Source organism: Halomonas sp. I1 (assembly GCF_032334135.1).
Taxonomy (GTDB): Bacteria; Pseudomonadota; Gammaproteobacteria; order Pseudomonadales; family Halomonadaceae; genus Halomonas.
This window is the reverse complement of sequence record NZ_JAVXUS010000016.1, coordinates 33,157-59,719: the sequence shown is the minus strand read 5'-3', so window position 1 is coordinate 59,719 and position 26,563 is coordinate 33,157. Positions and strand designations below refer to the sequence as shown.

General features: G+C 67.6%; 28 protein-coding genes and 1 riboswitch. Of the genes, 4 read left to right on the top strand and 24 right to left on the bottom strand.

Going from position 1 to position 26,563, the window contains the following annotated elements; all coding sequences use genetic code 11:
* The 3 genes from ugpE to RSO41_RS15000 are packed head-to-tail and all read left to right on the top strand — an operon-like array spanning window position 1 to window position 2,727.
* Window positions 1-846 carry a sn-glycerol-3-phosphate ABC transporter permease UgpE gene (gene ugpE, locus RSO41_RS15010; RefSeq protein ID WP_315619980.1) on the top strand — a complete coding sequence of 282 codons (846 nt, stop codon included), beginning with the start codon at window positions 1-3 and terminating at the stop codon, window positions 844-846.
* Between the two features lie 28 nt (window positions 847-874).
* Window positions 875-1,996, top strand: a complete 1,122-nt coding sequence (locus tag RSO41_RS15005) for a sn-glycerol-3-phosphate import ATP-binding protein UgpC (RefSeq protein ID WP_315619979.1) — start codon at window positions 875-877, stop codon at window positions 1,994-1,996.
* Complete coding sequence (locus tag RSO41_RS15000) at window positions 1,963-2,727, top strand: glycerophosphoryl diester phosphodiesterase (RefSeq protein WP_315619978.1); 765 nt, start codon at window positions 1,963-1,965, stop codon at window positions 2,725-2,727. Before RSO41_RS15005 ends, RSO41_RS15000 begins: the two co-directional genes overlap by 34 nt.
* On the opposite strand, the gene RSO41_RS14995 is transcribed toward RSO41_RS15000, so the two are convergent.
* From RSO41_RS14995 to RSO41_RS14920, 16 genes are all read right to left on the bottom strand, one after another.
* Window positions 2,672-3,475 (bottom strand): YiiX/YebB-like N1pC/P60 family cysteine hydrolase, encoded by an 804-nt coding sequence (locus RSO41_RS14995; protein WP_315619977.1) that lies wholly within the window; start codon window positions 3,473-3,475, stop codon window positions 2,672-2,674. The two genes, RSO41_RS15000 and RSO41_RS14995, sit on opposite strands and share 56 nt — an antisense overlap.
* A gap of 68 nt (window positions 3,476-3,543) precedes the next feature.
* Entirely contained in the window at window positions 3,544-4,998 is a 1,455-nt protein-coding gene (locus RSO41_RS14990) for a cobyric acid synthase (protein ID WP_315619975.1), read from the bottom strand.
* Between the two features lie 3 nt (window positions 4,999-5,001).
* The gene (gene cobO, locus RSO41_RS14985; protein ID WP_315619974.1) at window positions 5,002-5,607 is read right to left on the bottom strand and encodes a cob(I)yrinic acid a,c-diamide adenosyltransferase; all 606 of its coding nucleotides are present in this window, start codon (window positions 5,605-5,607) and stop codon (window positions 5,002-5,004) included.
* Window positions 5,604-6,395: an ABC transporter ATP-binding protein gene (locus tag RSO41_RS14980; RefSeq protein WP_315619972.1), complete on the bottom strand. Its 792-nt coding sequence runs from the start codon at window positions 6,393-6,395 to the stop codon at window positions 5,604-5,606. The genes cobO and RSO41_RS14980 overlap by 4 nt, the downstream gene beginning before the upstream one ends.
* On the bottom strand, window positions 6,395-7,393 hold the full coding sequence (locus tag RSO41_RS14975) for an iron ABC transporter permease (RefSeq protein WP_315619971.1): 999 nt from the start codon (window positions 7,391-7,393) through the stop codon (window positions 6,395-6,397). The genes RSO41_RS14980 and RSO41_RS14975 overlap by 1 nt, the downstream gene beginning before the upstream one ends.
* On the bottom strand, window positions 7,380-8,255 hold the full coding sequence (locus RSO41_RS14970; RefSeq protein ID WP_410000342.1) for a cobalamin-binding protein: 876 nt from the start codon (window positions 8,253-8,255) through the stop codon (window positions 7,380-7,382). Before RSO41_RS14970 ends, RSO41_RS14975 begins: the two co-directional genes overlap by 14 nt.
* An 84-nt stretch (window positions 8,256-8,339) precedes the next feature.
* Complete coding sequence (locus RSO41_RS14965; protein ID WP_315619968.1) at window positions 8,340-10,169, bottom strand: TonB-dependent receptor domain-containing protein; 1,830 nt, start codon at window positions 10,167-10,169, stop codon at window positions 8,340-8,342.
* Window positions 10,170-10,295: 126 nt separating this feature from the next.
* A riboswitch (cobalamin riboswitch) is annotated at window positions 10,296-10,516 on the bottom strand.
* Between the two features lie 69 nt (window positions 10,517-10,585).
* Window positions 10,586-11,008 (bottom strand): bifunctional adenosylcobinamide kinase/adenosylcobinamide-phosphate guanylyltransferase, encoded by a 423-nt coding sequence (locus RSO41_RS14960; RefSeq protein WP_315619967.1) that lies wholly within the window; start codon window positions 11,006-11,008, stop codon window positions 10,586-10,588.
* Complete coding sequence (locus tag RSO41_RS14955; RefSeq protein WP_315619966.1) at window positions 10,960-11,616, bottom strand: histidine phosphatase family protein; 657 nt, start codon at window positions 11,614-11,616, stop codon at window positions 10,960-10,962. The genes RSO41_RS14960 and RSO41_RS14955 overlap by 49 nt, the downstream gene beginning before the upstream one ends.
* A gap of 31 nt (window positions 11,617-11,647) precedes the next feature.
* A complete protein-coding gene (cobS, locus tag RSO41_RS14950) occupies window positions 11,648-12,406 on the bottom strand; it encodes an adenosylcobinamide-GDP ribazoletransferase (RefSeq protein WP_315619965.1) in 759 nt (252 codons plus the stop codon).
* Window positions 12,403-12,939, bottom strand: a complete 537-nt coding sequence (locus tag RSO41_RS14945) for a bifunctional adenosylcobinamide kinase/adenosylcobinamide-phosphate guanylyltransferase (protein WP_315619964.1) — start codon at window positions 12,937-12,939, stop codon at window positions 12,403-12,405. The genes cobS and RSO41_RS14945 overlap by 4 nt, the downstream gene beginning before the upstream one ends.
* Window positions 12,936-14,042, bottom strand: coding sequence for a threonine-phosphate decarboxylase CobD (gene cobD / locus RSO41_RS14940; RefSeq protein WP_315619963.1), 1,107 nt, complete (start codon window positions 14,040-14,042; stop codon window positions 12,936-12,938). The genes RSO41_RS14945 and cobD overlap by 4 nt, the downstream gene beginning before the upstream one ends.
* The gene (gene cbiB / locus RSO41_RS14935) at window positions 14,039-15,019 is read right to left on the bottom strand and encodes an adenosylcobinamide-phosphate synthase CbiB (protein WP_315619962.1); all 981 of its coding nucleotides are present in this window, start codon (window positions 15,017-15,019) and stop codon (window positions 14,039-14,041) included. The genes cobD and cbiB overlap by 4 nt, the downstream gene beginning before the upstream one ends.
* On the bottom strand, window positions 15,016-15,801 hold the full coding sequence (locus RSO41_RS14930) for an adenosylcobinamide amidohydrolase (RefSeq protein WP_315619961.1): 786 nt from the start codon (window positions 15,799-15,801) through the stop codon (window positions 15,016-15,018). Before RSO41_RS14930 ends, cbiB begins: the two co-directional genes overlap by 4 nt.
* Window positions 15,801-16,838: a nicotinate-nucleotide--dimethylbenzimidazole phosphoribosyltransferase gene (cobT, locus tag RSO41_RS14925; RefSeq protein WP_315620009.1), complete on the bottom strand. Its 1,038-nt coding sequence runs from the start codon at window positions 16,836-16,838 to the stop codon at window positions 15,801-15,803. The genes RSO41_RS14930 and cobT overlap by 1 nt, the downstream gene beginning before the upstream one ends.
* 143 nt (window positions 16,839-16,981) lie before the next feature.
* Window positions 16,982-18,583, bottom strand: a complete 1,602-nt coding sequence (locus tag RSO41_RS14920) for a glucan biosynthesis protein D (protein WP_315619960.1) — start codon at window positions 18,581-18,583, stop codon at window positions 16,982-16,984.
* A gap of 137 nt (window positions 18,584-18,720) precedes the next feature.
* Between RSO41_RS14920 and RSO41_RS14915 the strand changes: the two genes are divergently transcribed.
* Window positions 18,721-19,779 carry a PA0069 family radical SAM protein gene (locus RSO41_RS14915; protein ID WP_315619959.1) on the top strand — a complete coding sequence of 353 codons (1,059 nt, stop codon included), beginning with the start codon at window positions 18,721-18,723 and terminating at the stop codon, window positions 19,777-19,779.
* A gap of 21 nt (window positions 19,780-19,800) precedes the next feature.
* Here the strand turns inward: RSO41_RS14915 and RSO41_RS14910 are convergent, their stop codons facing one another.
* From RSO41_RS14910 to RSO41_RS14875, 8 genes are all read right to left on the bottom strand, one after another.
* Window positions 19,801-20,694, bottom strand: coding sequence for a protein phosphatase 2C domain-containing protein (locus RSO41_RS14910; protein WP_315619958.1), 894 nt, complete (start codon window positions 20,692-20,694; stop codon window positions 19,801-19,803).
* Window positions 20,695-20,721: 27 nt separating this feature from the next.
* A complete protein-coding gene (locus RSO41_RS14905) occupies window positions 20,722-21,408 on the bottom strand; it encodes a glutathione S-transferase family protein (RefSeq protein WP_315619957.1) in 687 nt (228 codons plus the stop codon).
* Between the two features lie 53 nt (window positions 21,409-21,461).
* Window positions 21,462-22,307: a DUF2797 domain-containing protein gene (locus RSO41_RS14900; RefSeq protein ID WP_315619956.1), complete on the bottom strand. Its 846-nt coding sequence runs from the start codon at window positions 22,305-22,307 to the stop codon at window positions 21,462-21,464.
* Entirely contained in the window at window positions 22,291-22,575 is a 285-nt protein-coding gene (locus RSO41_RS14895) for a YeaC family protein (protein WP_315619955.1), read from the bottom strand. Before RSO41_RS14895 ends, RSO41_RS14900 begins: the two co-directional genes overlap by 17 nt.
* A gap of 93 nt (window positions 22,576-22,668) precedes the next feature.
* Window positions 22,669-23,517: a rhomboid family intramembrane serine protease gene (locus tag RSO41_RS14890; protein ID WP_315619954.1), complete on the bottom strand. Its 849-nt coding sequence runs from the start codon at window positions 23,515-23,517 to the stop codon at window positions 22,669-22,671.
* A 177-nt stretch (window positions 23,518-23,694) separates the two neighbouring features.
* Window positions 23,695-24,699 (bottom strand): metallophosphoesterase, encoded by a 1,005-nt coding sequence (locus RSO41_RS14885; RefSeq protein ID WP_315619953.1) that lies wholly within the window; start codon window positions 24,697-24,699, stop codon window positions 23,695-23,697.
* Window position 24,700: 1 nt separating this feature from the next.
* Entirely contained in the window at window positions 24,701-25,597 is an 897-nt protein-coding gene (locus RSO41_RS14880) for an NAD(+) kinase (protein ID WP_315619952.1), read from the bottom strand.
* 63 nt (window positions 25,598-25,660) lie between these two features.
* Entirely contained in the window at window positions 25,661-26,527 is an 867-nt protein-coding gene (locus tag RSO41_RS14875; protein ID WP_315619951.1) for a carboxylate/amino acid/amine transporter, read from the bottom strand.
* Window positions 26,528-26,563 lie beyond the last annotated feature (36 nt).

The following is a 26,563-nucleotide window of genomic DNA, read 5'->3' as shown; positions in this document are numbered from 1 at the left end:
ATGCGCTACCGCCGTCCCGGCCTCGACATCGCCAGCCATGGCCTGCTGATACTGGCCCTGATCGTCTTCTGTCTACCCGTCTGGCTGGCCTTCACCGCCGCCACCCACGACCAGTCCTCGCTGTACACCGGCACCGCCCCGCTGTGGCTCGGTGATCAGGGGCTGAGCAACTTCAGCGCCATCCTCAGCGAGCCGGTGGCCCGGCTGGGCACCGACGTGACCCGGCTGCTGCTCAACTCGACGGTGATGGCACTGGGCATCGCCTGCGGCAAGATCTTCATCGCCATTCTCGCCGCCTATGCCATCGTCTTCTTTCGCTTTCCGTTGCGCCGGCTGTGTTTCTGGTTGATCTTCATCACCCTGATGCTGCCGGTGGAGGTGCGCATCATGCCCACCTACAAGATCGCGGCCGACCTCAACCTGCTGAACTCCTATGCCGGCCTGATCCTGCCGTTGATCGCCAGCGCCACCGCTACCTTCCTGTTCCGCCAGTTCTACCTCACCGTGCCGCCGGAACTGCTCGAGGCGGCTCGTGTCGATGGCGCCGGCCCCTGGCGCTTCCTCAAGGACATCCTGCTGCCGCTGTCGAAGACCAACATCGCTGCCCTGTTCGTGATCATGTTTCTCTACGGCTGGAACCAGTACCTCTGGCCGCTGCTGATCACCACCGAATCGGATTACATGACGATCGTGGTCAGCCTCAAGCGCCTGCTGTCCTCGGCCGACAATCTGGTGCCCTGGCAAGCCGTCATGGCCACCGCCCTGCTGGCGATGCTCCCACCCGTGGCGGTGATCGTGCTGATGCAGCGCTACTTCGTGAAGGGGCTGGTCGACGCCGAGAAATGACACACTTCACCGGACACAAGAGACACCTATGGCCACGCTCCGCCTGAATGCCCTAAGCAAGACCTATCCCAATGGCTTCGCCGCCCTGCACGGCATCGATCTGGCGATCGACGATGGCGAATTGATCGTGGTGGTCGGTCCCTCGGGCTGCGGCAAGTCCACCCTGCTGCGCATGCTGGCCGGTCTGGAATCGATCAGCGACGGTGAGCTCGCCATCGACGGCCGCCGCGTCAACGACCTGGAACCCGCCGAGCGCGATATCGCCATGGTGTTCCAGAACTATGCCCTCTACCCTCACATGAGCGTGGCCGATAACATGGGCTATGCCTTGAAGAACCGGGGCGTCCCCAAGGCCGAACGCCGACGCAGGGTCGAGGAGACCGCCCGGCTGATCGGTCTCGAGGAACTGCTCGACCGGCGCCCCCGGCAGCTTTCCGGTGGCCAGCGCCAGCGGGTGGCCATGGGCCGCGCCATCGTCCGCGAGCCCAAGGTCTTCCTGTTCGACGAGCCGCTCTCCAATCTCGACGCCAAGCTGCGCGTACAGATGCGCATCGAGATCCGCCGCCTCCAGAAGCGACTCGGCGTCACCGCCGTCTATGTCACCCACGATCAGGTCGAGGCCATGACCCTGGCAGACCGCCTGGTGGTGATGAACGGTGGCCATATCGAACAGGTCGGCACCCCGATGCATCTCTACGAGCGCCCGGCCAGCCGCTTCGTGGCGGGCTTCATCGGCTCACCGGCGATGAACTTCCTCGATGCCCGCCACATGGGGGACACCCTGACGCTGCCCTGTGGCTCTCGAATCGCTGCGCCAGCGTCCCATGACGCCAAGGATCATGCCGTCTGCCTGGGCATCCGCCCCGAACATTTATCGCGAGTCGACGAGGCCGACGACACGACCCTGACCGCCCGGGTCGAGCTGGTCGAACCCCTGGGTGCCGATACCCTCGCCCACGTCAGGCTAGACGGTCAGGACGATCCGCTGGTGGCACGCCTCGACGGTGTCCAGCCAGTGGCCGAAGGCGATAGGCTGTATCTGCGCCCCGATGCCGGCCGCCTGCACCTCTTCGACCTCGAGACCGGTCGACGACTCGATGACAAGGATGCCCCTTCATGCGCCAGCAGTCCCTCGTCCCGCCTCGCCTGATCGCCCATCGCGGCCTCTCGGCCCGGGCGCCGGAAAACACCCTGGCCGCCGTGCAAGCGGCCCATGAGGCCGGCTGTCGCTGGGTCGAGCTTGACGTCCAACTGCTCGGCGACGGCACCCCGGTGATCTGGCATGACCGGGACGTCGCTCGCTGCTCGGACGGCCGCGGCCGGCTGGCCGACCTGGATATCAGACAGGCCGGGCGGCTCGATGCCGGCAGCTGGTTCGACGTCACCTTCGCCGGCGAACCCATGGCGACCCTGGACCGCATGCTGGCATTGATTGATGAACGGGAACTGGGCCTGAACCTTGAGCTCAAGATCAACCGCGGCCGTGATCCCCTGGCCCTGGTCGAGCGTACCCTGCCGACACTGCTCGAGGCCCTGCCGGCCGAACGACTGATCGTCTCGTCCTTCGATGTCACTGCCCTGGCCCACGCGCGACGTCAGGCGCCGGCCGAACGTCTCCCTTTGGGCGCCCTGTTCGAGCGGGTCCCCCGCGACTGGGCCGCCCGCTGCGACGCCATCGACGCCTACAGCGTGCACGTCGACTGGCGACGCCTGCGCGCCTCCCGCGCCCGTGACATCGTCCAGGCCGGTCATGCGCTGCTGTGCTACACGGCCAACGACCCGACCGCCTTCGCCCCACGCTGGGAATGGGGGGTTCACGGCGTGATCAGCGACGATCCGACTCGTTTCGCAGCGCCTCGGACCGACCCTCATCCGTCGTGACCCCTGTGTCTCCCCAGTTCAGGCGGCGAAAGTCAAAGTGCGCTTCCAGAGTCGGCTTGATGATGTGAAAGTAAGGAGAGACATCGAAATCGCGCGGCACGAAATGGGTAAAATGCCTGGGATAGAGCACTTCGATCTCGCAGCCCCAGCAACCGGGATCCAGCGACTGTGCCTGAGAAATGCGTGGCAGGATCGGATAGCGAATCGACTGGAAGGCCTCGGCGATCAAGGTGGAACAGATTGCCCGGGTCGGATCGCCGCTACCGAAGGCCAACATGCGACGCCGCCAGCGCATCGGCACCGGCGGCTCCGGCAGCAGATAGCGCGCCAGGTCGACGATGTTGCGCATGTCGTAACGGTACCCCAGGCGACGCCCCACGTGATCGATCACCGCGCATCGTTCCTCGTCGTTCAGCCCCACCGGACGACAGATGCGGCAGTGAAACCCGGTGAAGTCACCCAGACCGACACGGCGAACGCCCTCGCGGATATCGACCTCGATCACTCCCTGCTCGCCACCCCCCGCCTCGGCGTAGGCCTCGCCCACATAGAGAGCGGCGTGGGACCAGGTCGACTGGGTCAGGTACTTGATCGCCGTACTGATACGGGTGTTGCCCTCGACCAGCAGGACATCGCCCGGCGCGATACTGGCCGCCAATTGCTCGAGATTCACGGGCGTCAGTGATCGCGCACCGGGCAGGGGCTGGCTCAGGTAATGACTCAACCATCCACCGAGGTATCCGAGCATTCCCCTTCCTCCCCCTGATCATGGCGTCCTTCTCACCATAGACGAGTCGAGTGAGGCTGGCTGTTCCGTCATGCCATCGGCAATTTGCCGACAGCGGACATATCCAGATGTGACTCGAAGACATCCGCCAGCCGGTCGAGCTGACGCTCGCGGTGGGTCGCCAGATCCACGGCCGAACCTGCCTCATCCGTGAGCCCCAGCCTCGCCAGCAGCGCAGCGGCCGCCGGCGCCTCGTCGAACAGGCCGTGCAGGTAGGTGCCCATCACCTGGCCGTCCTCGCTCACCGCACCGTCCGGGCGGCCACCGAGGTCGAGCAGCGGGCGCGCCAGCGCCGGGCCATCGCTCATGCCGTTGTGGATCTCGTAGCCGCTCACCGCAATATCATCGCCGACGAGCGTGCCGCGCACGTTGCGCAACTGCTTGCCGGCCACCATGCGGGTGCGCATCGGAAGCAACCCGAGCCCCGCCACGCTGCCGACCTCGCCCTCGAGGCCGTCCGGGTCGTCGATCGCCTCGCCGAGCATCTGGAAGCCGCCGCAGATGCCGAGCACCCGACCGCCATAGCGCAGGTGACGGCGGATCGCCGGTTCCCAGCCCTCACGGCACAGCCAGGCCAGGTCGCTGGTGGTGCTCTTGCTGCCGGGCAGCAGGATGACATCGGCCGGCGGAATCGACTGTCCCGGTCCCACCAGTGTCAGATCGACCCGCGGATGCAGGCGCAGCGCGTCGAGGTCGGTGTGGTTGCTGATCCGCGGCAACGCCGGTACCACCACGCGCAGCCCCGGCGCCTCGCCGGCGCTCTCGGTGAGCCCCAGGCCATCCTCGGCGTCGAGCAGCAGCCCGTCCAGATGCGGCAGCACGCCCAGCACCGGCTTGCCGGTGCGTTCGGTGAGCCAGTCGAGGCCCGGCTCGAGCAGCGAGATGTCGCCGCGAAAGCGATTGATGATGACGCCTCGGGTACGCGCCTGCTCGGACTCGCTCAGCAGCTCGAGGGTGCCCACCAACTGGGCGAAGACCCCGCCGCGGTCGATGTCGGCGACCAGCCACACCGGGCAGTCCACCGCCTCGGCGAAGCCCATGTTGGCGATATCGTTGGCACGCAGGTTGATCTCGGCGGGGCTCCCCGCCCCCTCGGCGATGATCAGATCGTAGCGAGACGTCAGCCGTTCCCAGGCCGCCAGGACGGTCTCCCGGGCCCGGCGCTTGAAGGCGTGGTAATCCAGCGCGTCCATATGGCCGTGGACCCGGCCATCGAGGATCACCTGGGCGCCGCGGTCGGTCTCGGGCTTGAGCAGCACCGGATTCATGTCGGCGTGGGGCGGGATACCACAGGCGATCGCCTGCAGCGCCGTGGACCGGCCGATCTCGCCGCCCTCCGGGGTCACGGCGCTGTTGAGCGCCATGTTCTGGGGCTTGAAGGGCGCCACCGAGACGCCGCGACGCGCCAGCAGCCGGCAAAGCCCCGCCACCACCGTGCTCTTGCCGGCATCCGAGGTGGTGCCCTGGATCATCAAGGTACCCATTGGCTAGAGTTCCACACCCTTCTGGGCCTTGATGCCCTGCTCCTTGAAGGCGTGCTTGACTACCTTCATCTCGGTCACGGTATCGGCCAGCTCGATCAGCGCCTCGGGGGCGTGACGGCCGGTGACCACCGCATGCTGCATCGCCGGGCGGCCCTGGAGATCATCGAGCACCCGGTCGAGTTCCAGGTAGCCGTGGCGCAGGGCGATGTTGAGTTCGTCGAGCAGCACCAGCGCATAGTTCGGGTCGTCGAGCATGCGTCGGGCCTCTGCCCAGGCGGCCTCGGCGGCGCGGATATCGCGCTCGCGATCCTGGGTGTCCCAGGTGTAGCCCTCGCCCATGACGTGATAGTCCACCCCCGGCAGGTCGCGGAAGAACGCCTCTTCGCCTGTGCTGAAGGCGCCCTTGATGAACTGCACCACGCCGACCTTCATGCCATGGCCCAGGGCCCGGGCGAGCATGCCGAAACCGGAACTGCTCTTGCCCTTGCCGGGGCCGGTGAGCACCAGCAGCACGCCCTGTTCCTTGTCGGCGGCGGCGATCCGCTCGTTCATGATGCGTTGCTTGTGGGCCATGCGGCGGGCATGGCGTTCGGGGTCGAGGGTCGTCATGAAGCATCTCCGGCAACGGGACGGGACCGCGGCACGAAGACGGGGAGCCCGTCCACTTCCACGGTCGTCAAGGGTTGATCGTAGAGGCGCGCCAGGGCATCGGGCACCAGCATCTCGGACGCCGGCCCCCAGCAGGCCTCGCCATCGGGATACAGCAACAGCAGGTGACTGCACCAGCGCGCCGCCAGATTGAGATCATGCAGGCACATCACCACGCCACAACCGGCGTTGGCCTGTACCTCGAGCAGACGCATGATCGCGACCTGATGGTGAAGATCGAGATGGTTGGTCGGTTCATCGGCGAGCCACCAGTTCGGTGCCTGAGTCAGCACCGTGGCCAGGCTGACGCGCTGGCGCTCGCCACCAGAAAGCGTCGATACCAGCCGTGGCGCCAGGTGGCCAAGATCGAGGCGCCGGAGCGCATCACGGGCCAGCACCATGTCCGATTCCCCTTCCCGCTGCCAGGGCGACAGGTAGGGATGTCGACCGATCAGCGCGGTTTCCATGACGGTAGCGGGAAACTCATCATGACGCTCCTGAAAGACCACCCCCATCCACCGGGCCATCTCGCGACGCCGCCAGCGCGACAGCTCGCGATCATTGAGCCGTACCTCGCCGGCCCGGGGCGTTCTCAGCCCCGCCAGCGTATGCAGCAAGGTCGTCTTGCCGGCACCATTGGGCCCCAGTACGCCCCACCGCTCTCCGGGTTTCATGTGCAGATCGAGGGGACGCCCCGAGGCACGTCCCGGCACATCCACGATCAAGCCGCGCGTCTCGAGGCTCGCCATCAGCGACTCCGATAGAGCAGATAGAGAAAACTCGGCACACCCAGCAAGGCGGTGATGACCCCTACGGGGAGCTGCTGAGGCGCCATCATGGTGCGCGCCAGGGTGTCCGCCAGTGTCAGCAGGGTTCCTCCCGCCAGCAGGCTGGCCGGCAGAATGATCCGCTGATCGGTACCCAGCTTCAGCCTCAGCATGTGCGGGACCATCAAACCGACGAAACCGACGCTGCCGGCCGTCGTCACGGCCACGGCCGTCAACAGGCTGGCGACCAGATAGAGCATCCACTCCATGCGACGAACGGCGACCCCGAGAGCCGCCGCCTGCATGCCACCACGCGCCAGTACATTGAGCGTTCGTCCCAGCGGCGTCACCACCGCAAGGCTGAGCACGGCCACCACCAGCACCGGCCAGGGCGTTCCCGCATAGGCCAGGTCGCCCATCAACCAATAGAGCATGCCGGGAAGCTGTTCGACAGGGCTCACCGCCAGCAGGAAGCTGATCAGCGCGCCCCAGCCCGCCGCCATCACCACCCCGGTGAGCAGCATCCGGGTCGGTGTCCAGCTCCCCGTGCCATGGGCCAGGCCGAAGACGGTCAGGGTGGACGCCAGCGCGCCGACGAAGGCCGAGCCGGCGACCAGGGTGGCACCGAGCCCCGCGAGCATTGCCAGCAAGGCAGCCACCGAGGCACCGCCGGAGAGCCCGAGCACGTAGGGATCCGCCAGCGGGTTGCGCAACAATACCTGCATCAGGGCCCCGGCCAGAGCCAGTAACGCGCCGGTTCCGAAAGCGGCCAGAGAGCGTGGCAAGCGAAGCTCGAGTACCAGTGTCTGATGCAGTGGCTCACCGCCACCGCTCAGTACCGACCACAAGGCGTCTACGGGCACGGCTACGCTGCCCAGGGACACCGCCAGCACCTGGGAAAGCAGCGCTGCCAGCACCAGCCACGCCAGAGGGCCAGCGCGTCTCGCCCTCTCCCGACGCCCGGATTCAGCGCCGCTCACGCACCACCTCCAGATGACGACAGATGTCTCGGGTTCCCTGCACCAGTCGGGGCGTGGCGCGCTGCACCAGGTCAGGATTGACGAAGAAGAGATTGCCGCGATGTACCGCGGTCATGTCCGGGAAATCATGCCAGGCCTCCAGCCAGGTGGAATCGGCCTTGCCCATCCCGCCGGTGATGATCGCTTCCGGATCCCGGGTCAGCACCGCCTCGCGGCCGATGCGCGGCACCAGCGACGACTGCTCGGCGAAGAGGTTGACGCCGCCGCACAGTGCCAGCGCCTGGCTGATCCAGTGCTCGCCGTTGACGGTCATCAAGGGCGATTCCCAGACCTGATAGAAGACCGGTACCGGATCGGCCTCGGCGTAACGCGTTCGCAACTCGGCAACCTCGTCGCGCAACCGCTCGGCGGCTCGTCGGCCTTCCGCCTCGGTGCCGGCGAGCGTAGCGAAACGTTCCAGGTTCGACGCGATGGAAGCGAAATCGTCGGCATCGGAGAAGAAGACCGGCACGCCGAGCGTCGGCAGACGCTCGAGCTGCTGCTCGGGATTGCCGCCAGACCAGGCCACCACCAGATCCGGCGACAGGGCCAGCATCGCCTCGAGATCCAGGCGATCGTAGCTGCCCACCCGGGGAAGGTCATCGGCCTGGGGAGGATAGTCACTGAAGCTGACCGCGCCCACCAACCGCTCACCGGCGCCGGCGGCGTAGAGCAACTCGGTCACCCCCGGCGAGAGCGCCACGATGCGCTGCGCCGGCGCCTCCAGGCAGACCTCGCGCCCCGCGTCGTCGGTCACACAGGGGTCGGCTCGCAAGGGGCCGGCCAGTGCCAGCAGCCCCAACCCATACAGCAGATATCTCAAGCGCACCTCGTCTCCCCGAGCATGAGGATCATGATATCGCGCTGCCGACACGTCCGGCCGGGAGCAGGATGCCGCGCAAAAACGCTACTGGGCACCGAAGCGCACGCTGAGGAAAGCCGCCCGCCCGGCATCGATGTAATCGCGACCCAGGTAGTCACGGGCAGTGGCGTATTCACGATCGAACACGTTCTCCAGCGTCAGACGCGCCGACCACTGCGGTGCGAAGCGCCAGCCGGCCCGCAGGTTGACGATGCCATAGCCTGACAGCCGTTCCTCGTTGCCGGCATCGTTGTAGCGATGATTCTGGGCGATGACCGTCCCGCCGAGCGTCCAGTCGCCCAGCTCGCGATCGGCATCGAAACGCAGGCTCTGGGTGGCCCGGCGCCTCAACCGGTTGTCAGTCTTGCGGTCCTCGGGGTCGGTATAGGTCAGGGCGGCGCGCAGGCTCCAGTCCAGCACTTCCGCGCCGGTGGAGAGTTCCAGGCCACGAATGCGGGCCTCGTCGACATTGTAGGGGGCACTGACACCGTCGAAGACGGCACTGCCGATCATGTCGTCGATATCGGTCTGGTAGAGGGCCAGGTCCCAGAAACCGCGCTCGAACTGACCGCGCACCCCGAGCTCCACGCTCTCGGAACGCTCTGGATCGAGATCGGGGTTACCATAGCCGGGGTAGTAGAGTTCGTTGAAGGTCGGCGCCCGAAAGGCCGTGCCGTAACTGGCGCGCAGGGTGTGATGGTCATCCAGGGCAACCCCTAGCGCCAGGCTCCCCGTGACGTCCTCGCCGAAGGCATCGTTGTCGTCGTAGCGCAGTCCCGCCTGGACGGAGAACGGCGAGAAATCAAGCAACGCCTGGCCGAAGACAGCCGCGTTGTCGCGACTATCCTCGACATAGTCGGTGGTGCCGGTGACCTCGTCACGGCTGACCTCGGCACCGGCGACCCACTCGTGCGGCCCGACGGTCAGGGTGTTCTCCCAGCGAGCGGTACGCGTGCGCGTATCGAAGACGGAATCGCCGAAGCTCTCGTGGCTCTCGCTTTCGTCACGCGCCTCGCTCAGTGTCAGGCGGCTGCGCCAGTCATCGGTGACGGGCAGCTCGCCATAGACACCGGCCACCTGCTGCACATAGTCGGAATCGCCGCCGACATACTCGGTATTGCCCCGGGCCCGCAGGGCCAGCAGACCGACCTCGGCACCGCTGTCGAACCGGTGCGACAGCCGCGCGAAACCGCTGGTGTTGTCGTAGCCCTTGTCGCCCTCGCCGTCGATGATCTCGGCGCCCTCGGTGCCGAAATGGCTGGCCGAGACGGCATAGCGCGTGCCGTCGGCACCGCCGGTCAGGCTCGCGGAAACCCGGCGACTGTCATGCGAGCCGCCGCCCAGGGTGATGCTGGGTTCGGGGTCGCCGAGTTCGCCCTCGGGAGTGAAAAGCTGCACGACGCCGCCCACCGCGTCGGCGCCATAGAGACTGCCCAGCGGCCCCCGCACGATCTCGACACGCTCGAACAAGCGTGGATCGAGAAACTGCCAGGCCGGGCTGCCCAGGGTGGCCGAACGCAGCCGAATGCCATCGATCATCATCAGGGTGGATTCGCTGCCGGTACCGCGCAGATAGACGCTGCTGGCCTTGCCATAACGGCCGTTGGACGAGATGTCCACGCCGGGCTGAGCCTTCAGAACATCGGTGATATCGACGGCATCCTGACGGCGCAGCGCCTCCTCGTCGATGACCGAAACCGAGGACAGCGACCGGCTGGCCGTGCGTGGCGCGAGCGTGGCGGACACCACCATCGGGTCGAGCTGCTGCTCGGTATCGGTCTCGGTGTCGGCCGCATTCGGAGCGGCATGGAGAAGCGGTGACGCCCCCAGGCAAAGGGAAGCCAGGCCCCAACGGAAAGAAAGCGAAGTTGTCATGATCGTCGTCCCGGAACCGCACGCACCCGTGCGGCAATGAACCCTTGAAAGGCCGGACGCGGGACATGGGAGGGGAAGATCGACATGACATCGGCGAGTCGCCCTGCCCGAGGTTCGCCCACCGCGTCCTGGCATGCGCTCACAGGCCGGTCTCCGGGCTGACGAGCGAGGCGCTAAAGCGCCTCCACACCGCCGCCTTCCCATGCCGTCTCGGCACAGTGGCATGTGGCGGTGCGTGACTCGATCACCGTTGCGGGGGCAGCGTCGGACTGACTCGCTGAGCGGGCGTCACCGACTTCCCGTTTCAACCCGGCCTGTCGCAACAGGCCTGGAGCCTGTCTGCAAGGCTCCCGGGTCACCTGAGAGTGCGCGTAAGCTAGCAACCGCGCGACGGGGCGTCAACGCACGTCGGCTTGCTACAGCCGGCGCGCCAGCCCATGGCGCACATACCAGACCGATTCGGCGCGGGCGGCGGCGTCCTGGGCCAGCCAGCCGGCCAGGTCGCGCAGGCGCCGGTCCGCCGCGTCCATGGGCACAATGCCGCGCCCCATCTCGGGCAGGATCAGCACGACCTCTCCCCTCGCCTCGCGCTCGGCGTTCCTCAGGGTGTCGAGCGCCGCGACCAGCCGCGCGCGCAGGCGGTCGTCGTCGGGTTCGTCAGCCAAGGCTTTCTTCAGCCAGCCCGCCCAGCCGGTCAGCACCCGCACCGTTCCCGGACGCAGGGCATGCCCCCAACCTTCGAGCCCGGCCTCGTCGACCCGAGACCAGGCGGCATCGGGGAAACGGGCGGCTACGAGGTCGCGCTTGCCGGCGCAGGCACCGCCGATGAAGAGCTGCATGACCAGCCGTCCTCCTCGCGTGTGAACGTGAAACACCGCCCCTGGGCCTGGCCGACCACGCCGTCCCAGAAATCCGCGTTCTCCAGGCGCCGGCGCAGCTCGCGGATGGCGCCGCCGTGACTCACCGCCAGCACGCGGCGATGACCCGCCGCCTGCGCCTCGGCCAGCACCTCCTCCAGCCACGCCGAGAGCCGCGCCCACAGGTCATCGGCGGACTCGCCACCAGGGATGGTCCGCCTGCCCCGGCTGTCGACCCAGGCCCGATAGCCGGGATCATCCTTCAGCTCGGCCCAGGTCTGGCCCTCGTAGTCACCAAAGTGCAGCTCGCGCAGCCGTACATCGGGCCGAGGCTCCGGGGTCGACAGGCCATCGCGCTCCCTGCCCTCCAGCACATGGGCCAGGGTCTGGCGACAGCGCGTCAGGTCGCTGCAGTGCACGGCGTCGAAGGTCACATCGGCCAGCGCCTCGCGAAGCCGGTCCAGGTCCGGCTCGGCGTCCGGCAGCAGCAGCGGAATGTCGCGATGGCCCTGGTAGCGACGTTCCAGATTCCAACTCGTCAGGCCATGACGAACGATCACCACGTCCAGACGGCGCTCCCCATCACTCATCGACGTTCCCCCTCTTCACAGGCCCAACTCGTCAGGCCATGACGAACGACCACCAGCTCCAGGCGATCAGCAGCAACCATAGTTCTCCTCCCTCGATGGCGGCGCCGACGATATCGCCGTTGATGCCGCCGAAGGCCCGGCGCACCGCCCGGCCGTAGATGATGACGAAACCCGCCAGGCCGGCCAGCCACCAGCCCAGCCCGGGTACGAAAAAGAGACACGCCAGCGCCGGCAGCGAAGCCAGGGTCAGGTCGCGCACGCCGAGGCTCTGCTGCCAGGCGTGGGCCAGGCCCTCGGCGCGGGCGGCGGGCTGGGTCACCAACAGGCCGACCGCGGCCAGCCGGCCCAGCGCCACCACCGGCACCAGCCACCAGGGGCTCGCCCCGGCGGCCAGCAGCGCCCACAACAGCGCCGCCTTCCAGGCCAGCTGGAAGACCAGCGCCAGCATCCCGAAGCTGCCGACCTGCGGGTCCTTCATGATCGCCCAGCGCTTTTCCAGTGGCGCATTGCTGCCCAGGGCGTCGGCCAGGTCCATCAGGCCGTCGAGGTGCAGCCCGCCGGTCAGTGCCACCCACAGGCTGAGCAGCGCCAGGGCCATCAGCGGCAACGGCACGAGCCCCTCGAGCAGCGTGCCGACGACGGCCAGGATCGCGCCGACCAGGGCGCCGACCAGTGGATAGGCCCGCGCCGCCCAGCGCCGGGTGGCCGGCGTCCAGGGGCAGGAAAGCGGCACCGGCAGCCGGGTCAGGAACTGGATGGCCAGCAGCGCGCCGAAGCCCGCGTCCTTCATGGCAATTCTCCTTTCCAGCCGATGGCGCGCCCGGCCACCACCTCGATTACCCGGTCCGCCTCCGCGGCCAGGTCGCGATGCAGGACCTGCAGAAAGGCCAGATAGCGCCATACCAGGGCGTCGCGAGGCGGCACGTCCTCGTTGAGGTCGTTGGAGACCACTGCCAGGGCGAGGTTGCGGCGGCGCGCCTCGGTGAGCCCGCGGGCCAGCATCGCCCTCCCCTCGGTCTCCGCCAGGCCGGCCTCGAACATCACCCGACTGGCCCAGACGGTCAGGCAGTCGAGCAGCACCGTGCTGCCCGAGGGGATCGTGGCGAGCGCCTCGGCGAAGGCCAGCGGCGGTTCGAGGGTGACCCAGGCCTCGCCGCGCTCGCGCCGATGGCGAGCGATCCGCGCGGCCATTTCGTCGTCGCCGGCCCGGGCCGTGGCCAGATAGTAGCGCTCGCCGCCGCGCGCTGCCTGCCATTCGCCGACGAGCGCCTCGGCCACACCGCTCTTGCCGGAGCGCGCCCCGCCGGAGACGAAAGCGATCATGACCGCCTCCAGGCCGCCAGGGTCTCGAGCAGCCGGGCGTTGTCCTCGTTTGCACGCAGCGCCAGGCGCAGCCAGGCGCCATCGAGGCCGGGGAAGCCGTGGGTGTGGCGGGCCAACAGGCCACGCTCGAGCAGGTAGGCGAACAGCGCGTCGGCCCCCTCCTCTCCGCGCAGCAGCAGGAAGTTGGCCTGGGTCTCCGGCACCGTATAGCCCAGCGCACGCACTCGCGCGGGAAAATCGCGCTCGGCCGAGAGCCAGGCCCGCGTGCGGGACAGATAGTCCTCATCCGCGAGCAGCGGCGCCACCAGCCCCCGGGCCAGGGCGTTGACGCTCCACGGCATCTGCAGCGCGGCGAGCCGCTCGACCGCCTCCGGGGCGCCGAGCAGGTAGCCGAGCCGCAGCCCCGGCACGTCGAAGCGCTTGGTCAAGGAGCGCAGCAGCAGCAGGTTCGGCGCCCGGTCGAGCAGCGGCGTGAGCCGTTCGTCGTCTTCGGTGAAGTCGACGAAGGCCTCGTCCACCACCAGGGTGGTGCCGGTCTCGCGGGCGCGTTCCAGCAGCCGCTCGACGTCGGCGCGGGGCATCAGCGTGCCGGTGGGGTTGTTGGGCCGACACACAAAGGCGATATCGACGCCGGCCAGGGCCGCCTCGGCGGCCGCGAGGTCGGGTCGGAACGCCGGGGCCTCCAGCCCCAGCCGCTCGACATTGATGCCGTGCCGGCCACAGGCCAGGGCGTACTCGCTGAAGGTGGGCTCGATCACCAGGGCACGGCCGCCGGCATGCTGCGCGGCGGCCAGATGGATCGCCTCGATGCCACCGTTGGTGACCAGCACCCGCTCGGGGGCCACGCCGTCGTGGTCGGCGATGGCCCGGCGCGCCCGGTCGTCGTCCGGGTCCGGGTAGCGGGCCAGCGACTCGCCGGATCCGGCCAGCCATTGCCCGAGCCAGGGCGGCGGCCCCAGCGGATTGAGGTTGGCGCTGAAGTCGATCACCGGATGATCGGCGGGCAGCCCGAAGCGCGCCAGCAGCGGCGCGATGCGCCCGCCGTGGGCCGGCCAGTCCGGGGCGCTCTGCGTTACTGAACCTGCCTTCATATCGGCCGTCATATCAGCCACTCCCGTAGCAGCACCAGGGGCACCATCAGCGCCAGCACGCCCAGCCAGCCGCCGTGCATATGGCGGATGGCGCGCTCGATATGGGCGACCACCAGCGGCTCCAGGGCGCGCCCGAGGGTGGCGCGATGCGAGGGGCGCCCGCCGTAGTGGTTGAGCCCGCCGAGCCGAACGCCCAGCAGGTGCGCCACCATCGCCTCCGGCCAGCCGGCGTTGGGGCTCGGATGACGCGGTGCCTCGCGGCGGGTCGCGGCCAGCGCGCCCTTGGTGCGACCGCCGACCACAAGGCGCGCGGCGATCCACATGGCCCATACCGTCAGCCGCGCCGGCAGCCAGTTGACGGCATCGTCAAGGCGCGCCGAGGCGCGGCCGAAGTCCTCGAAGCGCGGGCTGCGATAGCCGACCATGGAATCCAGGGTATTGACCGCCTTGTAGGCCAGCGCCAGGGGCGCGCCGCCGAGCAGCGCCCAGCACAGCGGCGCGGTGATGCCGTCCACGGTGTTCTCGGCCACGGTCTCCACCGCCCCGCGGGCCAGCCCCGATTCGTCCAGCGCCTCGGTGTCGCGGCCGACGATCCTGCCCAGGGCCCGCCGCGCCGCCGACAGGTCGCCGCGGTGCAGCGGCTCGGCCACCGCCCGGGCCGCTTCGGCGAGCCCGCGGGTGGCGAAGGTGGTGGCCAGCAGCGCCAACTCGGCGGCGATCGCCAGGCCGGGGGACACCCAGGCCAGCGCCGTCAGCAGGCCCCAGGCCAGGGCCCAGGTGCCGAGGGGCACCACCACCGCCAGCCAGACGCCGCGTCGACGACGGGCCTCGGCGGGACCGTGATTCCAGCCCCGCTCGAGCCACGCGATGATCCGGCCGATGCCCACCACCGGATGGGGCAGCCAGGACGGGTCGCCCAGCGCCAGGTCGATGGCCAGCGCCGCGGCGATCAGCGCCAGCAGCTCCCAGGACAGCGGGTCCAGCGTCATGGCGCGCCCTCCCCCGCCGCCAGGGACGCGCGCACGGCGCGATAGACGGCGGCGCCGATGGCCCGGCCGAGGCGGGTGCCCGAGCCGGCGTAGGGCGTCGGCTCACCGCGCTGGGTGGCGGCGATGGCCAGGCAGTCGGTGGAGGTGCCGGTGGCCAGGGTGCCGTGCTCGGGGTCGCGTACCCCGCTGGCGGCCAGGGCCTGGACCTTGGCCTCGGTGGCAGAGAGCGCGGCGTTGACCAGGGCGCCGTCGGTGAGATGGCCATCGACGAACACCAGGGCGTTGATGGTGCCCACGACCGGTCGCGGATCCCCGCTCGCCGGGGCGGTGATGTCCACGGCGTTGCCCACCCCGGCGGTGACCGCCGCCAGCACCCGAGGCTTGCCCTCCACGTCGTCGACGTCAGCCGGCACCAGCGCCAGGCGCGCCAGCGGCACCGCGGTCATCATCGCCACGACCTCGTCCCTTTCTTCGGCCCGGCCCTCGCCTCTGGTCTCCATCAGGCCGCGCGCGGCGAGCCAGCCGCGCAGGTCGTCCGCCGGGGTTCGGCCATCGTAGCCCCTGTCGACGTGTAAGTTGCAAAAGTCCCGGGCCCAGCCGAGCCCCTCGCCGACCAGGGCGTTGCTGAGGGTGCGCAGCGGCTCGGGAGACCGAAAGTGCAGGCAGCCGGCCTCGGCGACGAGGCTCAGGCCGTCGCCGAAGGCCAGCGCCCGAGAGACCGGACCGTGGTTCCGGCAAGGGTCATGGCGAAGGGCGTGACGCAATGGGGCATTCATCGGCATCAAGGCCCCTCGCGGTCGTCGACGCCGGCGGCGTCGAAGGTGGCCATCTCGGCGAGCATCGCCGTGGCCGCCTCAAGCAGCGGGAAGGCCAGGGCCGCGCCGCTGCCCTCGCCCAGGCACAGTTCCATGGCCAGCAGCGGCTCGGCGTCCAGCGCCGCCAGGGCGTGGGCGTGGCCGGGCTCGTGGGAGCGATGGCCGAAGATCAGGTAGGGACGCAGCGCCGGGTCGAGCCGGCAGGCCGTCAGCGCGGCCACCGTGGCGATGAAGCCGTCGACCAGTACCGGCAGGCGCCTGGCCGCCGCCTCCAGATAGGCCCCGGCCATGGCGGCGATCTCCAGCCCGCCCAGCCTGGCCAGCACGTCCAGGGGATCGGCGGGATCGGGCGCGCGCTCGGCCAGGGCCGCCTCGATCACCGCGCGCTTGTGGACCAGCGCCTCGCCGGCCACGCCGGTGCCGGGGCCGACCAGCTCGGCGACGGGCACACCGGTCAGCGCCGCCAGCATGGCGCTGCTGGCGGTGGTGTTGGCGATGCCCATCTCGCCGGCGATCAGGCAGCGACAGCCCGACGCCGCGGCCCGCTCGGCGGCGCGACGCCCGGCGGCGATGGCGGCCAGGGCCTGGTCGCGGGTCATGGCGTCCTCGCGGGCCAGGTTGGCGGTGCCGGAGCGAACGCGATCGTGGACGACGCCATCATGGGGCAGCTCCCCCGCCACGCCCACATCGACCACCTCGAGCCGCGCGCCGATGCGCCGCGCGAAGGCATTGATGGCCGCCCCGCCGGCGACGAAGTTGGCCACCATCTGGGCGGTCACCGACTGGGGAAAGGCCGAGACGCCCTCTGCCGCCACGCCGTGGTCGGCGGCGAACACCACCACGCCGGGCGGGGTGACGCGAGGGAAATCCTCGCCGGTGATCGCCGCCAGGCTCACCGCCAGGGACTCCAGCCGCCCCAGGCTGCCGGGGGGCTTGGTCAGGGTGTCGAGGTAGCGACTCACGCGCCCGGCGCAGGCGGCGTCGGGGGCGGGAATGGGCGACATGACATCGGTCACGGGGCGTCTCCGGGCATCCTTGGCAAGGCGCCCATCCTACCAGAGGCCCCGGGATGGCGGTGGCCCTCCCCGCGCCACATTGTCGAAGCGAGCCACCGCCATCGTGTGCCGTCCTCCGCGAGAACGACGACCTACAGGTGCCCGGGGTTGCGCAGCTTGCGCTCCTCCGCGGGCGGCGGCGTCCACTCGTAGAGCCAAGTCTCGGTCAACGGCCGATCGCCCTGTTTCAGGTAGAGCCGCAGGGTGATGGGCTCGGTGCCCTCGTCGGGCGGGACCACATCGAACCTGGCGCGGTACCCCTCGATGGCGTCCAGGGGGCGGGCCGAGGTGATCTCGACCCGTCCGTCGGAGGCGTCGATGACGGGCTCGACCTCGGCGTCCTCGCCCAGCGGCAGCGGCCCACCCGCGAAGTCGACCACGAAGCGCCGGCTGTAATACTCGCGACGCTGCCCGACCACGCCGCCGAGCCCGGTGCGGGTCGCCACGCAGCGCGCCAGCGGCGGCTGCACGGGCGGCGTGTCGCACCAGCTGAGCCGATAGCCGAATAGCAGCTCCTCGCCCGGCTCCGCGGGCCTGGCCGGGTTCCAGAAGGCGACGATGTTGTCGAAGGTCTCGTCGAGGGTCGGCAGTTCGACCAGTTGGATCGATCCTTCGCCCCAGTCGCCCTTCGGCTCGATCCAGACGCCGGGGCGCCGGTCGTAGTAAACGCCATCGTCCTGGTAATGGTCGAAGTCACGATCCCGCTGCAGCAGCCCGAAGCCGCGGGGTGCCCGTTCGCCGAAGGCGTTGAAGCGCAGCCGGTCGGGATTGGCGAGCGGCCGCCATAGCCATTCGCCGTTATCCGAATGGATCGACAGGCCATCGGAGTCGTGGATCTCCGGCCGCCAGTCCCAGTCCGCGTCCCGGTCGTTCTCGCCGACCATGTACATGCTGGTCAACGGCGCCACCCCGAGGCGCTCGATGGTGCGACGCGGATAGAGGGCGGCATCGATGTCCATGACCACGCCGTCGTCCTCGGCGATCACGAACCGGTAGGCGCCGGTGACACTGGCGGATTCGAGCAGCGCATGGACGATGACGTGCGCCTCGCCGCCCTCGGGGCGTTCCAGCCAGAAGCGGGTGAAGTCGGGGAATTCCTCCTCACCGGTCGCAGTGGCCGTGTCGATGGCCAGCCCGCGAGCCGACATGCCGTACTGCAGGGAATCGCTCACCGCCCGGAAATAGCTGGCACCCAGGAAGGCGGCGATATCGCGCTGCCAGTCGTCGCGGTGATGGAGCCGGAACCCGGCGTAGCCCAGGTCGTCGGGCAGGCGCTGAGCCTCGACGCCGGACGCGCCGAAATCGAAGCGGTCGGCCTCGTAGGCAAGCTCATGGGCGCGGCCCTCGACGACCTCGTAGATGCGCACCGGCGTTCGGTAATGGAGCCCCAGGTGGAACAGCTGGGCGCGGAAATCCGTTCCGGGATCATCGGCCCACAAGGCTCGATCGGGCCGGTAGCGGATCGCCTGGTAGGCGTCCCAGTCGAGGCCCCGGATCGGCTCGGGCAACTCGATGGCGGGCTCGCGCGGCGGCTGGGTGGATAGCGCTCGGGCCAACCCCTTGAGCCAGGCATAGTCGAAGAGCTCGCCGGCGCCGCGCTCGGCCTTTTCCGTGGCCGCCAACAGAGTGGATATCGGCAGCAGCCCGCTGCCGCCGAGCGCGCCCGTCATCTTCAGGAAATCGCGTCGCTTCATGTCAGGTTCCTTGTTTGCCTGCCGTGCCTGTGGAACGCCAGGCAGCCACTCGAGTTCCCTGGTTGCCATCGTGCCACAGCGCTCTATACTGCATATAAATACAGTAAAAAGGTTTCACCATGGCCTCTCGAGCGCCCATGAACCACGGCGCGCGCCGGGGACGCGGCGCGACCTTCGATCCTCACAATCGCTTCGCGCCGACCCACAGCGAGATCGTCGACGACGGCTGGTGGCAGGAGGCCGTGCCGGAACGCCTGGCCACCCGGGTCAGCACCGAAACGTCACGCAGTGCCCTGTCCTGGAACCGTTCGCCGGACCTGCCCTTCGACCGCTCCCTCAACCCCTACCGGGGCTGCGAACACGGCTGCATCTACTGCTATGCACGCCCCAGCCACGCCTACTGGGACCTCTCCCCAGGGCTCGACTTCGAGACGCGGCTGATCGCCCGCCACGGCCTGGTCGAGCGACTCGAGGAGGAACTGGCCAAGCCGGGCTATGTGTGTCGCCCGATCAACCTGTCCGGCAATACCGACGCTTACCAGCCCCTAGAGGCCGAGCAGGGAACGACACGGCGCGTGCTGAAGACGCTGTTGAAGCATCGTCATCCAGTGACGCTGGTGACCAAGGGTGCCTTGATCCTGCGGGATCTCGACCTGCTGGAAGGGCTGGCCGAGCGTCGTCTGGTACGGGTCATGATCAGCCTGACCAGCCTGGACCGTGAGCTGAAGCGTACCCTCGAGCCTCGCACGGCCTCTCCCGAGGCACGGCTCAAGGTCATCCGCACCCTCTCGAAAGCCGGTGTACCGGTCGGCACCCTGATCTCGCCGGTAATCCCCGGTCTCACCGACCACGACATGGAACGCCTGCTGGAAGAGGCCCGAACGGCCGGCGCCATCAGTGCCTCCTGGATGTTGCTACGCCTGCCCCGTGAAGTCGCTCCCCTGTTCGAGGACTGGTTGAGGACCCATTACCCGGAGCGGGCTGACAAGGTCATGAGCCTGATTCGCCAATGCCGAGGCGGCGCCGATTACGATACTCGTTTCGGCCACCGGATGCGCGGTGAGGGGGTGTTCGCCGAACTGCTCGCCCAGCGCTTCGCCAAGTGCCATCGACGCCTGGGCTTTCCGGGCGACGTCGCCCTGGACACGTCGGCCTTTCGGCCGCCCGGCGCCCAGGGGGACCTGTTCACGTCTTGAAACGGCTCCGGAAACAACACCTCAATACGCTTCCACCATGAAGGCAACGGCGGTGGCATCGTCCTGCAGCTTGAGCCGGGGATGGGCGTTCGCTTCCGGATCTTCCGCCTCGGCGGCGCGCAGGCGCGCGAGTATATCGCGCAATCCGCCGTCGAAGGCGGCGTCGAAGAGTTGCTCGTGAGTGAAGAGATGATAGGTATCGACAGCCCGATAGAAGCCATCGCTCATGGCGAGCAGGCGACGCCCCGGGCGCGCGGGCATCAAGACACGCTCCAGTTCGATGGAGAGATCGCCGATGGGCTCGACGACGTCGTAGCCGAAACGCCGATTGCGCTGCGCCTGGTTGCCGAGGATATGCGGAAGGGCCGATTGAAGGGCCGCGTCATGGCTTGCTCCGGACCGTGCCTTAGCCTCGCACAGGGACGACACCGCCTTCTGCTCGAGCCCACCGACCGCACTGTGACCGAAGCTGGCCAGCCTCCCCTCGTCGGTTTCGTAGAGCAGCACGCAATCGCCGGCTCCCGTGACCTCCAGCGTATCATCGACCAGGCGCGCGGCGCCGAAGCAGGCGAAGGGAAGATCGGCTCGTTCGACATCGCCGGCCGGATCCAGCGCGTCATACTCCACCGCCAGGCGGTCCTGAATATCGATGACCAGTGCCCGGGTGCGCCATGCCGGGTCAACGCTGGCCAGGAAGTGGCCCACGAAGCGTCGCACCAACCAGGCCGCGTCACTGGGATACTCGCTGCGAGTCCGTCCGGCATTGATCGGCGCGGCGCCGTCCATCCAGAGCACGCAGTCCCGGGCAACACCGAGCCAGTCGGCATTGGCGTCCCCGTCGGGATCTGTCAACTGATCGACGACGCGGAACTCGAGGCGGCCCGCGTCCCGCCCCTCACGATTCGACACCGCCATTCGGCTTCCTCCCTGTCCCTCTCGTCGTCAATCGTTCCCGCGGCGATCCTCAAGCAGAGTGCCGCGTGCCAGCAGATCATCCTCGTGCCCGGGCTCCCGCCAGGGTTCGGCCACGGCGTCGGCGTCCCATTGTCGCATCGCCGGCAGCTCGAGGAGTGTATCGACATAGACCTTCGAAGCGTCGCCAAGTTCGAGGCCGAAGCCGCGTACACGAAACGCGACAGGCGCGAAGAAGGCGTCCACGGCGCTGAACTCAGAGCCGGCGAGGAAGGGACCACCGAAACGGGACTTACCCTGCTGCCACAGTTCGTCGAGACGCTGCAGCTCATGCCCCAGAGCGGTCGAGGGCGACGCTAGCCGCACCCGTGCGGCGCAGTTCATCGGGCACTCGTCACGAAGAGCCCCGAAGCCGGCATGCATCTCGGCACTGGCCGAACGCGCCCAGGCCCTCGCGGACTCGTCCCGCGGCCAGACACCCTCGTGACGCTCGGCCAGGTACTCGACGATCGCCAGCGACTCCCAGATGGCCCGGTCACGGTCCTCCAGGCACGGCACCTTGCCGGTAGGGGAAAAGGCGCGGAAGCTGCGCCAGCTCGAGCCGGTATCGAAAGGGGTGAGCCGTTCCTCGAAGGGGATCCCTAGATGACGCATGAGTACCCAGGGACGCAGCGACCAGGATGAATAATTCTTGTTGGCAATATGCAGGCGGTACATCCGTTTTCTCTCCTTGATATCACGGCACGAGACCTCAACGCTGACACAGTCCATCACGCGGCGCCATGGCTCACCACGACCTCATAGCCGGTGAACTTGCGCAAATTGATCACCCCGCTGTCCAGCATCAGGTACTGTCCCTTGATGCCCATCAACCGACCTGCTACCTCGGGGGTCTTGTCGAGGTTGTGCGAGGCGACCTTGGTGGGATACTCGAGCACCGGGTACGTGAAGTGGCGGGGGGCTGCGTCAAGTGTACGGATGGCATCGGCACCGAAGCGCTCGCGAAGCTCGGCGAGTCCGGGGGCGAGACGTTCGAGCAGGCGGTCTCGCTCAGCCGTCAGGTCAAGCGCCGGTGTTTCGCCCTTGAGCATGGCGCGCCAGTTGGTGCGATCCGAGACCTCGTCCTTGAACAGCACCTCGACGAAACCAGACTGTTGCCGCGTATCAACCTCGAGAATCGGCAACGCCTGGACGGCACCCTGATCGAGCCAGCGGGTCGGCACCTGGGTGACGCGAGTGATGCCGACCTTGAGGCCGGAAGCATTGGCCAAGTAGACGATATGGGGCTGAAAGCAGTGCCGTTCGCCCCATTCAGGCTCACGACAGGTTCCCTGGAAATAGTGGCACAGCTCCGGTTTCATGATGCAGGTATCGCAACGCGCGAGTCGCTTGAAGCACGGATAGCAGTGCCCCTGCCCGAAGCTCTTGCGGGTCGCACGGCCGCAGTGCGTACAGGCGATGGCACCGGTCCAGGCGAGCCGAACAGGCTCGCCCAGCAGAGCGTCGAGCGGCAAGCGATCATCGCCGGCGCGCAGGGTATAGCGGGCGGTATCGTCGGGTTCGACGGCCATCTTGGCCAGGCAGCCCCGCGCCAGGGTTTCAGTCACGACCGACATCCTTGCCCAGACCGGCCAGCTCCGGTGCCACATTCCCGCCGCCGCTGTCGGCGCCGCAGGTGCGACGCTCCAGATAACCGACGCGTTGATCCTCGGGCACACCGTTCTCCACCTCATAGCGCATCACCGCCTCGAGGCAGAGCTCGGTCTGTTCGGCGGTGAGAAAGCGACCATCCGGCCACTTGCGCAGCGACACCGCCTGCTTGAGGCTCTCGTAGATGGCCGGCGTCATCTGCTGGATCATGCGCTCGAAGGTCATATCGCTCATGGCGGAGTCTCTCGAAAGAAATGAATCGGAGTATGGAACGTCGTCGGCTCGCGGTGCACTCGACAAGACAACGTCGACGGTCGCCGCCGCGTATCAGGATCTTCTGGTGCGTGCCGAATGATACCAGCCCAACACCAGCCCCACGACCAGACCGCCGAGGTGCGCCTCGTTGGCGACATTGCCGAAACCGAACAAGGCAGCGACATCGGTCATGGTGAAGACCATCCAGGCCAGCATGAACACCACCAGCATCTGGGGGACGAAGAAGCCACTGTCGGGACGTCGCCTCGACATCAGCCAAACATAGCCCAGCAGCGCGAAGTCGACCCCGGACATGCCGCCGAACAGCACCGTGCCGGTGGCGTATTGCGCCAGATTGCCACCGATGCCCGACAGCAGCAGCAGCGTCAGCATCCGCCTGCCTCCATGGATCGCCTCGACCTGCCGCCCAAAGAACCACAGCCAGAGCATGTTGAAGATCAGGTGCATCCAGCCGAAGTGCAGAAAGATCGGCGACAGCAATCGCCATACCTGGCCGCTGGCCAGCCCCTGACCGAGACTGCCCGGCGCCGGTTGTCCGTCGACGATGCCCACCGGCGCAATGGTCAAGGCGGCAACTGCCCAATCACCGAACAGCCAGGTGGCGACGAACACCAGCAGGCAGCCTCCCAGCGCCAGGGACGTGACCGGGGCACGTCGAAACGGCGCCAGCCACTGGGTGCCGCTGCTGCCACGCGCCCTGCCACCCTCGGGCATCAAAGGCTCGCCACGCTGCCATTGCGCCAGCAGTCCACGTAACGCTTCCTGCTGGGACGGGTCGACCAGCCACAGGACCTGACCGTCATCCTCTTCGGTGATGCGATGCCCGATGCGATGCGCCCAGAGTGCCTGACGCAACTCGCGCAGATCGGCATCGCGAGGCAACAGGATTACCCGATACATGACACCTCCGGGGCACGAACACCGATATCATGGGGACAGGAAAAGCGCGCAAAAAGAAAAGTCCGGCGGAGGGGGCCACCGGACAAGAGCAAGGGATCATTCAAGGGAACACCTACTCTGATTGGCGAGGTGGAGGTGAGTTCAGTCATGGACCATCTTTTTGTGTAACAAAATGTATCATTCGACATCGATCTCCCGCGGCATCGACCGGATACGCTCCTCGTGGGCCACGCTGACCCAGACGAAACGATCAGCATCGAGGCGCGCCTCACCGCTCCAGCGATAGGCGACCAGGCGACCGAACTTGACGGCACTGTAGTCCAGGCAGGCGATATTCGGCGCGGGCAACGCGGGAACGCCCTCGCACCAGTAATGGCCAATGAACAATGGCAGTTGATCCGGGCCATAGTAGCTCAGCGTCGAGCGCTCCTCATCGCTCAATGCGCGGGACTCCAGATCATCCGGCAGGTTGTCCGGCTGAAAGACCACATCCCCCCAGGTATGCGGATCCCTGGCCCAGAAGTGAGTACGAAAGCTGCGCCGGGTGAAACCATCTCCAGAGTGGATATGCATGCCCTCGGGCAGGGGCAGGTGGCTGCCCCGAGTCAGGCGATCGAGAATCAGTGACGCCCGCGTGCCGGAGCGCATCGCCTCGGTGAGGAAGTCCAGATCGATACGGGCATCCGGGCGCCGCCCACGCAGTTCATCGATCAATGCCTGATCCCAGCAGGCATGCACGACCCGTAGCCCGTCGAATTCCAGGCACAGCGGGATATCCAGAAACCACCCCAGCACCTGCTCCCACTCTCCGGGGTAGTCGCGATATTGCGCCAGGGTTTCCTGAACGATGCGATTGTGTCGAGGGGTATGCGCGCGAAGCCACTCACGCTCGGTCCCCGCCGGCGCGCGGTGGCAATAGGCAAGCGCGTTGACTTCATGGTTGCCGAGCACGATAGACGCCTCGCCCGCCTCGACCATGCGACGCGCGATGGAAACCGCCAGACGGATGCGCGGCCCTCGATCGATGAGATCTCCGAGAAAGATTGCCTTGCGGCGCGGATGGCGATAGACACCACCCCGCTGACGGTAACCGAGGCGCTCGAGCAGCGTGGCCAGGGTGGCGCCGCAACCATGCACGTCACCGATCAGGTCGTAGCCCTCGAGGGCACCGCTTATGCTCACCTCAGTCTCCCAGACGGTTGCTCCAGCCCAGCTTGCTGCGCAGGACCTCGTAGAAATTATGACCCAGCGGATGTACCAGCTGGACCCGCTGCGGCTTGCGACGGATCACCAGAACATCATCAGGCTTGGCCACGGCGCGTGTCTGGCCGTCGCAACTGATATGCGGATACGTCTGGTTGGTCTCGCCGATGTGGATGCGGATCTCGCTGGCCGCATCGATGACGATTGGTCGACTCGACAAGGTATGGGGAAACATCGGCACCAGAGTGATCGCATCCAGCCTGGGATGCATGATCGGGCCGCCACCGGACAGGGCATAGGCTGTCGACCCCGTGGGCGTGGCGATAATCAGGCCATCGCTTCGCTGGCTGTGCACGAAATGACCATCGATGAACAGCTCGAACTCGATCATGCGTACTGCCTTGCCGGGATGCAGGACCACCTCGTTGAGGGAGTCGCCATTGCCCATCAGGGTGTCGTCGCGATAGAGCTCGGCATCGAGCAGGAAACGCTCCTCGACCTCGTAGCGCCCCTCCAGCACCTCTCCGACACGCTCCTCGAGTTCGTCCGGAGAAATATCGGTGAGAAACCCCAGGCGGCCTCGGTTCACGCCGAGCACCAGGGTCCCGCTATGGCACAGGGTACGGGCAGCACCCAGCAGGCTGCCGTCACCACCGACCACGATCACCAGGTCGCACAGCTCGCCGAGCAGACGGCGGCTGGCCTCCGGATGGCCGTGGTCGAGCAGTACCGTGGCGGTCCGATCCTCGATGATGACGTGGTAGCCGGCGGCATCGAGAAAGCGGCTCAGGCGCTTCAGGGTCTCGACCACCTTGGCGCTGCCCAGCCGGCCGATCAGTCCTATGTTCTTAAAAGCGTGGTTCTTGAAGGCTTGCATGCGCGGGTCCTTCGCTTCGCGACGAACCATTATGGCGACACTGCCCAAGGGGGGCAAACCGCCTCAGGCGGTCCGGACCGCGCGACGCTGCCACCAGTCATTGAGCGCCAACGAGGCAATGATGATCGCACCGCCCAGCGCCAGCCGCATCAGATCGGCCTCGCGATTCCAGATCAGCAGGTTGACCAGCAGACCCGCAGGCACCAGGGCGTTATTCATGACCGCCAGCGCACCAGCGTCGACCCGCACGGCACCGAGGTTCCAGAGGAAGTACCCTACCCCGGAGGCCACCAGGCCCAGCCAGGCCAGTACGCCCCACTGCAGGCCTGTGGTGGGCAGGGCTGTCGTGTTGCCCAGTACCAGGAAAGCCGGCACGGCTACGGCCACCGCTCCCAGATAGAACCAGCCGAAGACCGACAGCCTCGGCAACGTATCAGGCAACCCCGCGGACAACCGGCGATAACCGACCTGACCCAGCGCGAAGCACAGGTTGGCGCCCTGCACGACCAGAAACCCCAGCCAGTAATCGTCGGTGAGTCCCTTGTAGCGGATCACCACGGCGCCCAGCACCGCCAACGCCGCGGTGAGCAGGTGAAAGGGTGTGAAGCGTCGGAACAGTGCATCGTCGAGCAGCGCGATATAAAGCGGCGTGAGGACGGTGAACAGCAGCACTTCCGGGACCGACAGCAGCAGGAAGGACTGGTAGAAGAAGATGTACATCACGCCGAGTTGCACGGCTCCCAGGGCCATCAGCGCCAGTCGCTGCCGCCCCCGCAGCAAACGCGGCCGCAGCACCGGCAAGAAGACCAGTGCCGCCAGGACGATGCGAATCATCACCGCGAAGTAACTGTCCACCTGCCCGGCCAGGTAGACACCGATCAGCGAGAACGAAAAGGCCCAGAGAACGGTGACACCGACGAGATAGCCCAATGGTCAACTCCTGTTTATATAAAGGGTTGACGGTGA

Coding starts and splice junctions, on each gene's coding strand:
- RSO41_RS15000 (WP_315619978.1), top strand. CDS start 1,963: ATGCGCCAGCAGTCCCTCGTCCCGCCTCGCCTGATCGCCCATCGCGGC.
- RSO41_RS14980 (WP_315619972.1), bottom strand. CDS start 6,395: ATGGCGAGCCTCGAGACGCGCGGCTTGATCGTGGATGTGCCGGGACGT.
- RSO41_RS14905 (WP_315619957.1), bottom strand. CDS start 21,408: ATGTACCGCCTGCATATTGCCAACAAGAATTATTCATCCTGGTCGCTG.
- RSO41_RS14910 (WP_315619958.1), bottom strand. CDS start 20,694: ATGGCGGTGTCGAATCGTGAGGGGCGGGACGCGGGCCGCCTCGAGTTC.
- cobO (WP_315619974.1), bottom strand. CDS start 5,607: ATGACGACCCTCGACCCCGAACGCCATGCCCGCCGCATGGCCCACAAG.
- RSO41_RS14995 (WP_315619977.1), bottom strand. CDS start 3,475: ATGCTCGGATACCTCGGTGGATGGTTGAGTCATTACCTGAGCCAGCCC.
- ugpE (WP_315619980.1), top strand. CDS start 1: ATGCGCTACCGCCGTCCCGGCCTCGACATCGCCAGCCATGGCCTGCTG.
- RSO41_RS14880 (WP_315619952.1), bottom strand. CDS start 25,597: ATGCAAGCCTTCAAGAACCACGCTTTTAAGAACATAGGACTGATCGGC.
- RSO41_RS15005 (WP_315619979.1), top strand. CDS start 875: ATGGCCACGCTCCGCCTGAATGCCCTAAGCAAGACCTATCCCAATGGC.
- cobT (WP_315620009.1), bottom strand. CDS start 16,838: ATGTCGCCCATTCCCGCCCCCGACGCCGCCTGCGCCGGGCGCGTGAGT.
- cbiB (WP_315619962.1), bottom strand. CDS start 15,019: ATGACGCTGGACCCGCTGTCCTGGGAGCTGCTGGCGCTGATCGCCGCG.
- RSO41_RS14895 (WP_315619955.1), bottom strand. CDS start 22,575: ATGAGCGATATGACCTTCGAGCGCATGATCCAGCAGATGACGCCGGCC.
- RSO41_RS14920 (WP_315619960.1), bottom strand. CDS start 18,583: ATGAAGCGACGCGATTTCCTGAAGATGACGGGCGCGCTCGGCGGCAGC.
- RSO41_RS14955 (WP_315619966.1), bottom strand. CDS start 11,616: ATGAGTGATGGGGAGCGCCGTCTGGACGTGGTGATCGTTCGTCATGGC.
- RSO41_RS14890 (WP_315619954.1), bottom strand. CDS start 23,517: ATGTATCGGGTAATCCTGTTGCCTCGCGATGCCGATCTGCGCGAGTTG.
- RSO41_RS14990 (WP_315619975.1), bottom strand. CDS start 4,998: ATGGGTACCTTGATGATCCAGGGCACCACCTCGGATGCCGGCAAGAGC.
- RSO41_RS14960 (WP_315619967.1), bottom strand. CDS start 11,008: ATGCAGCTCTTCATCGGCGGTGCCTGCGCCGGCAAGCGCGACCTCGTA.
- RSO41_RS14900 (WP_315619956.1), bottom strand. CDS start 22,307: ATGTCGGTCGTGACTGAAACCCTGGCGCGGGGCTGCCTGGCCAAGATG.
- RSO41_RS14930 (WP_315619961.1), bottom strand. CDS start 15,801: ATGCCGATGAATGCCCCATTGCGTCACGCCCTTCGCCATGACCCTTGC.
- cobD (WP_315619963.1), bottom strand. CDS start 14,042: ATGACGGCCGATATGAAGGCAGGTTCAGTAACGCAGAGCGCCCCGGAC.
- RSO41_RS14945 (WP_315619964.1), bottom strand. CDS start 12,939: ATGATCGCTTTCGTCTCCGGCGGGGCGCGCTCCGGCAAGAGCGGTGTG.
- RSO41_RS14965 (WP_315619968.1), bottom strand. CDS start 10,169: ATGACAACTTCGCTTTCTTTCCGTTGGGGCCTGGCTTCCCTTTGCCTG.
- RSO41_RS14915 (WP_315619959.1), top strand. CDS start 18,721: ATGAACCACGGCGCGCGCCGGGGACGCGGCGCGACCTTCGATCCTCAC.
- cobS (WP_315619965.1), bottom strand. CDS start 12,406: ATGAAGGACGCGGGCTTCGGCGCGCTGCTGGCCATCCAGTTCCTGACC.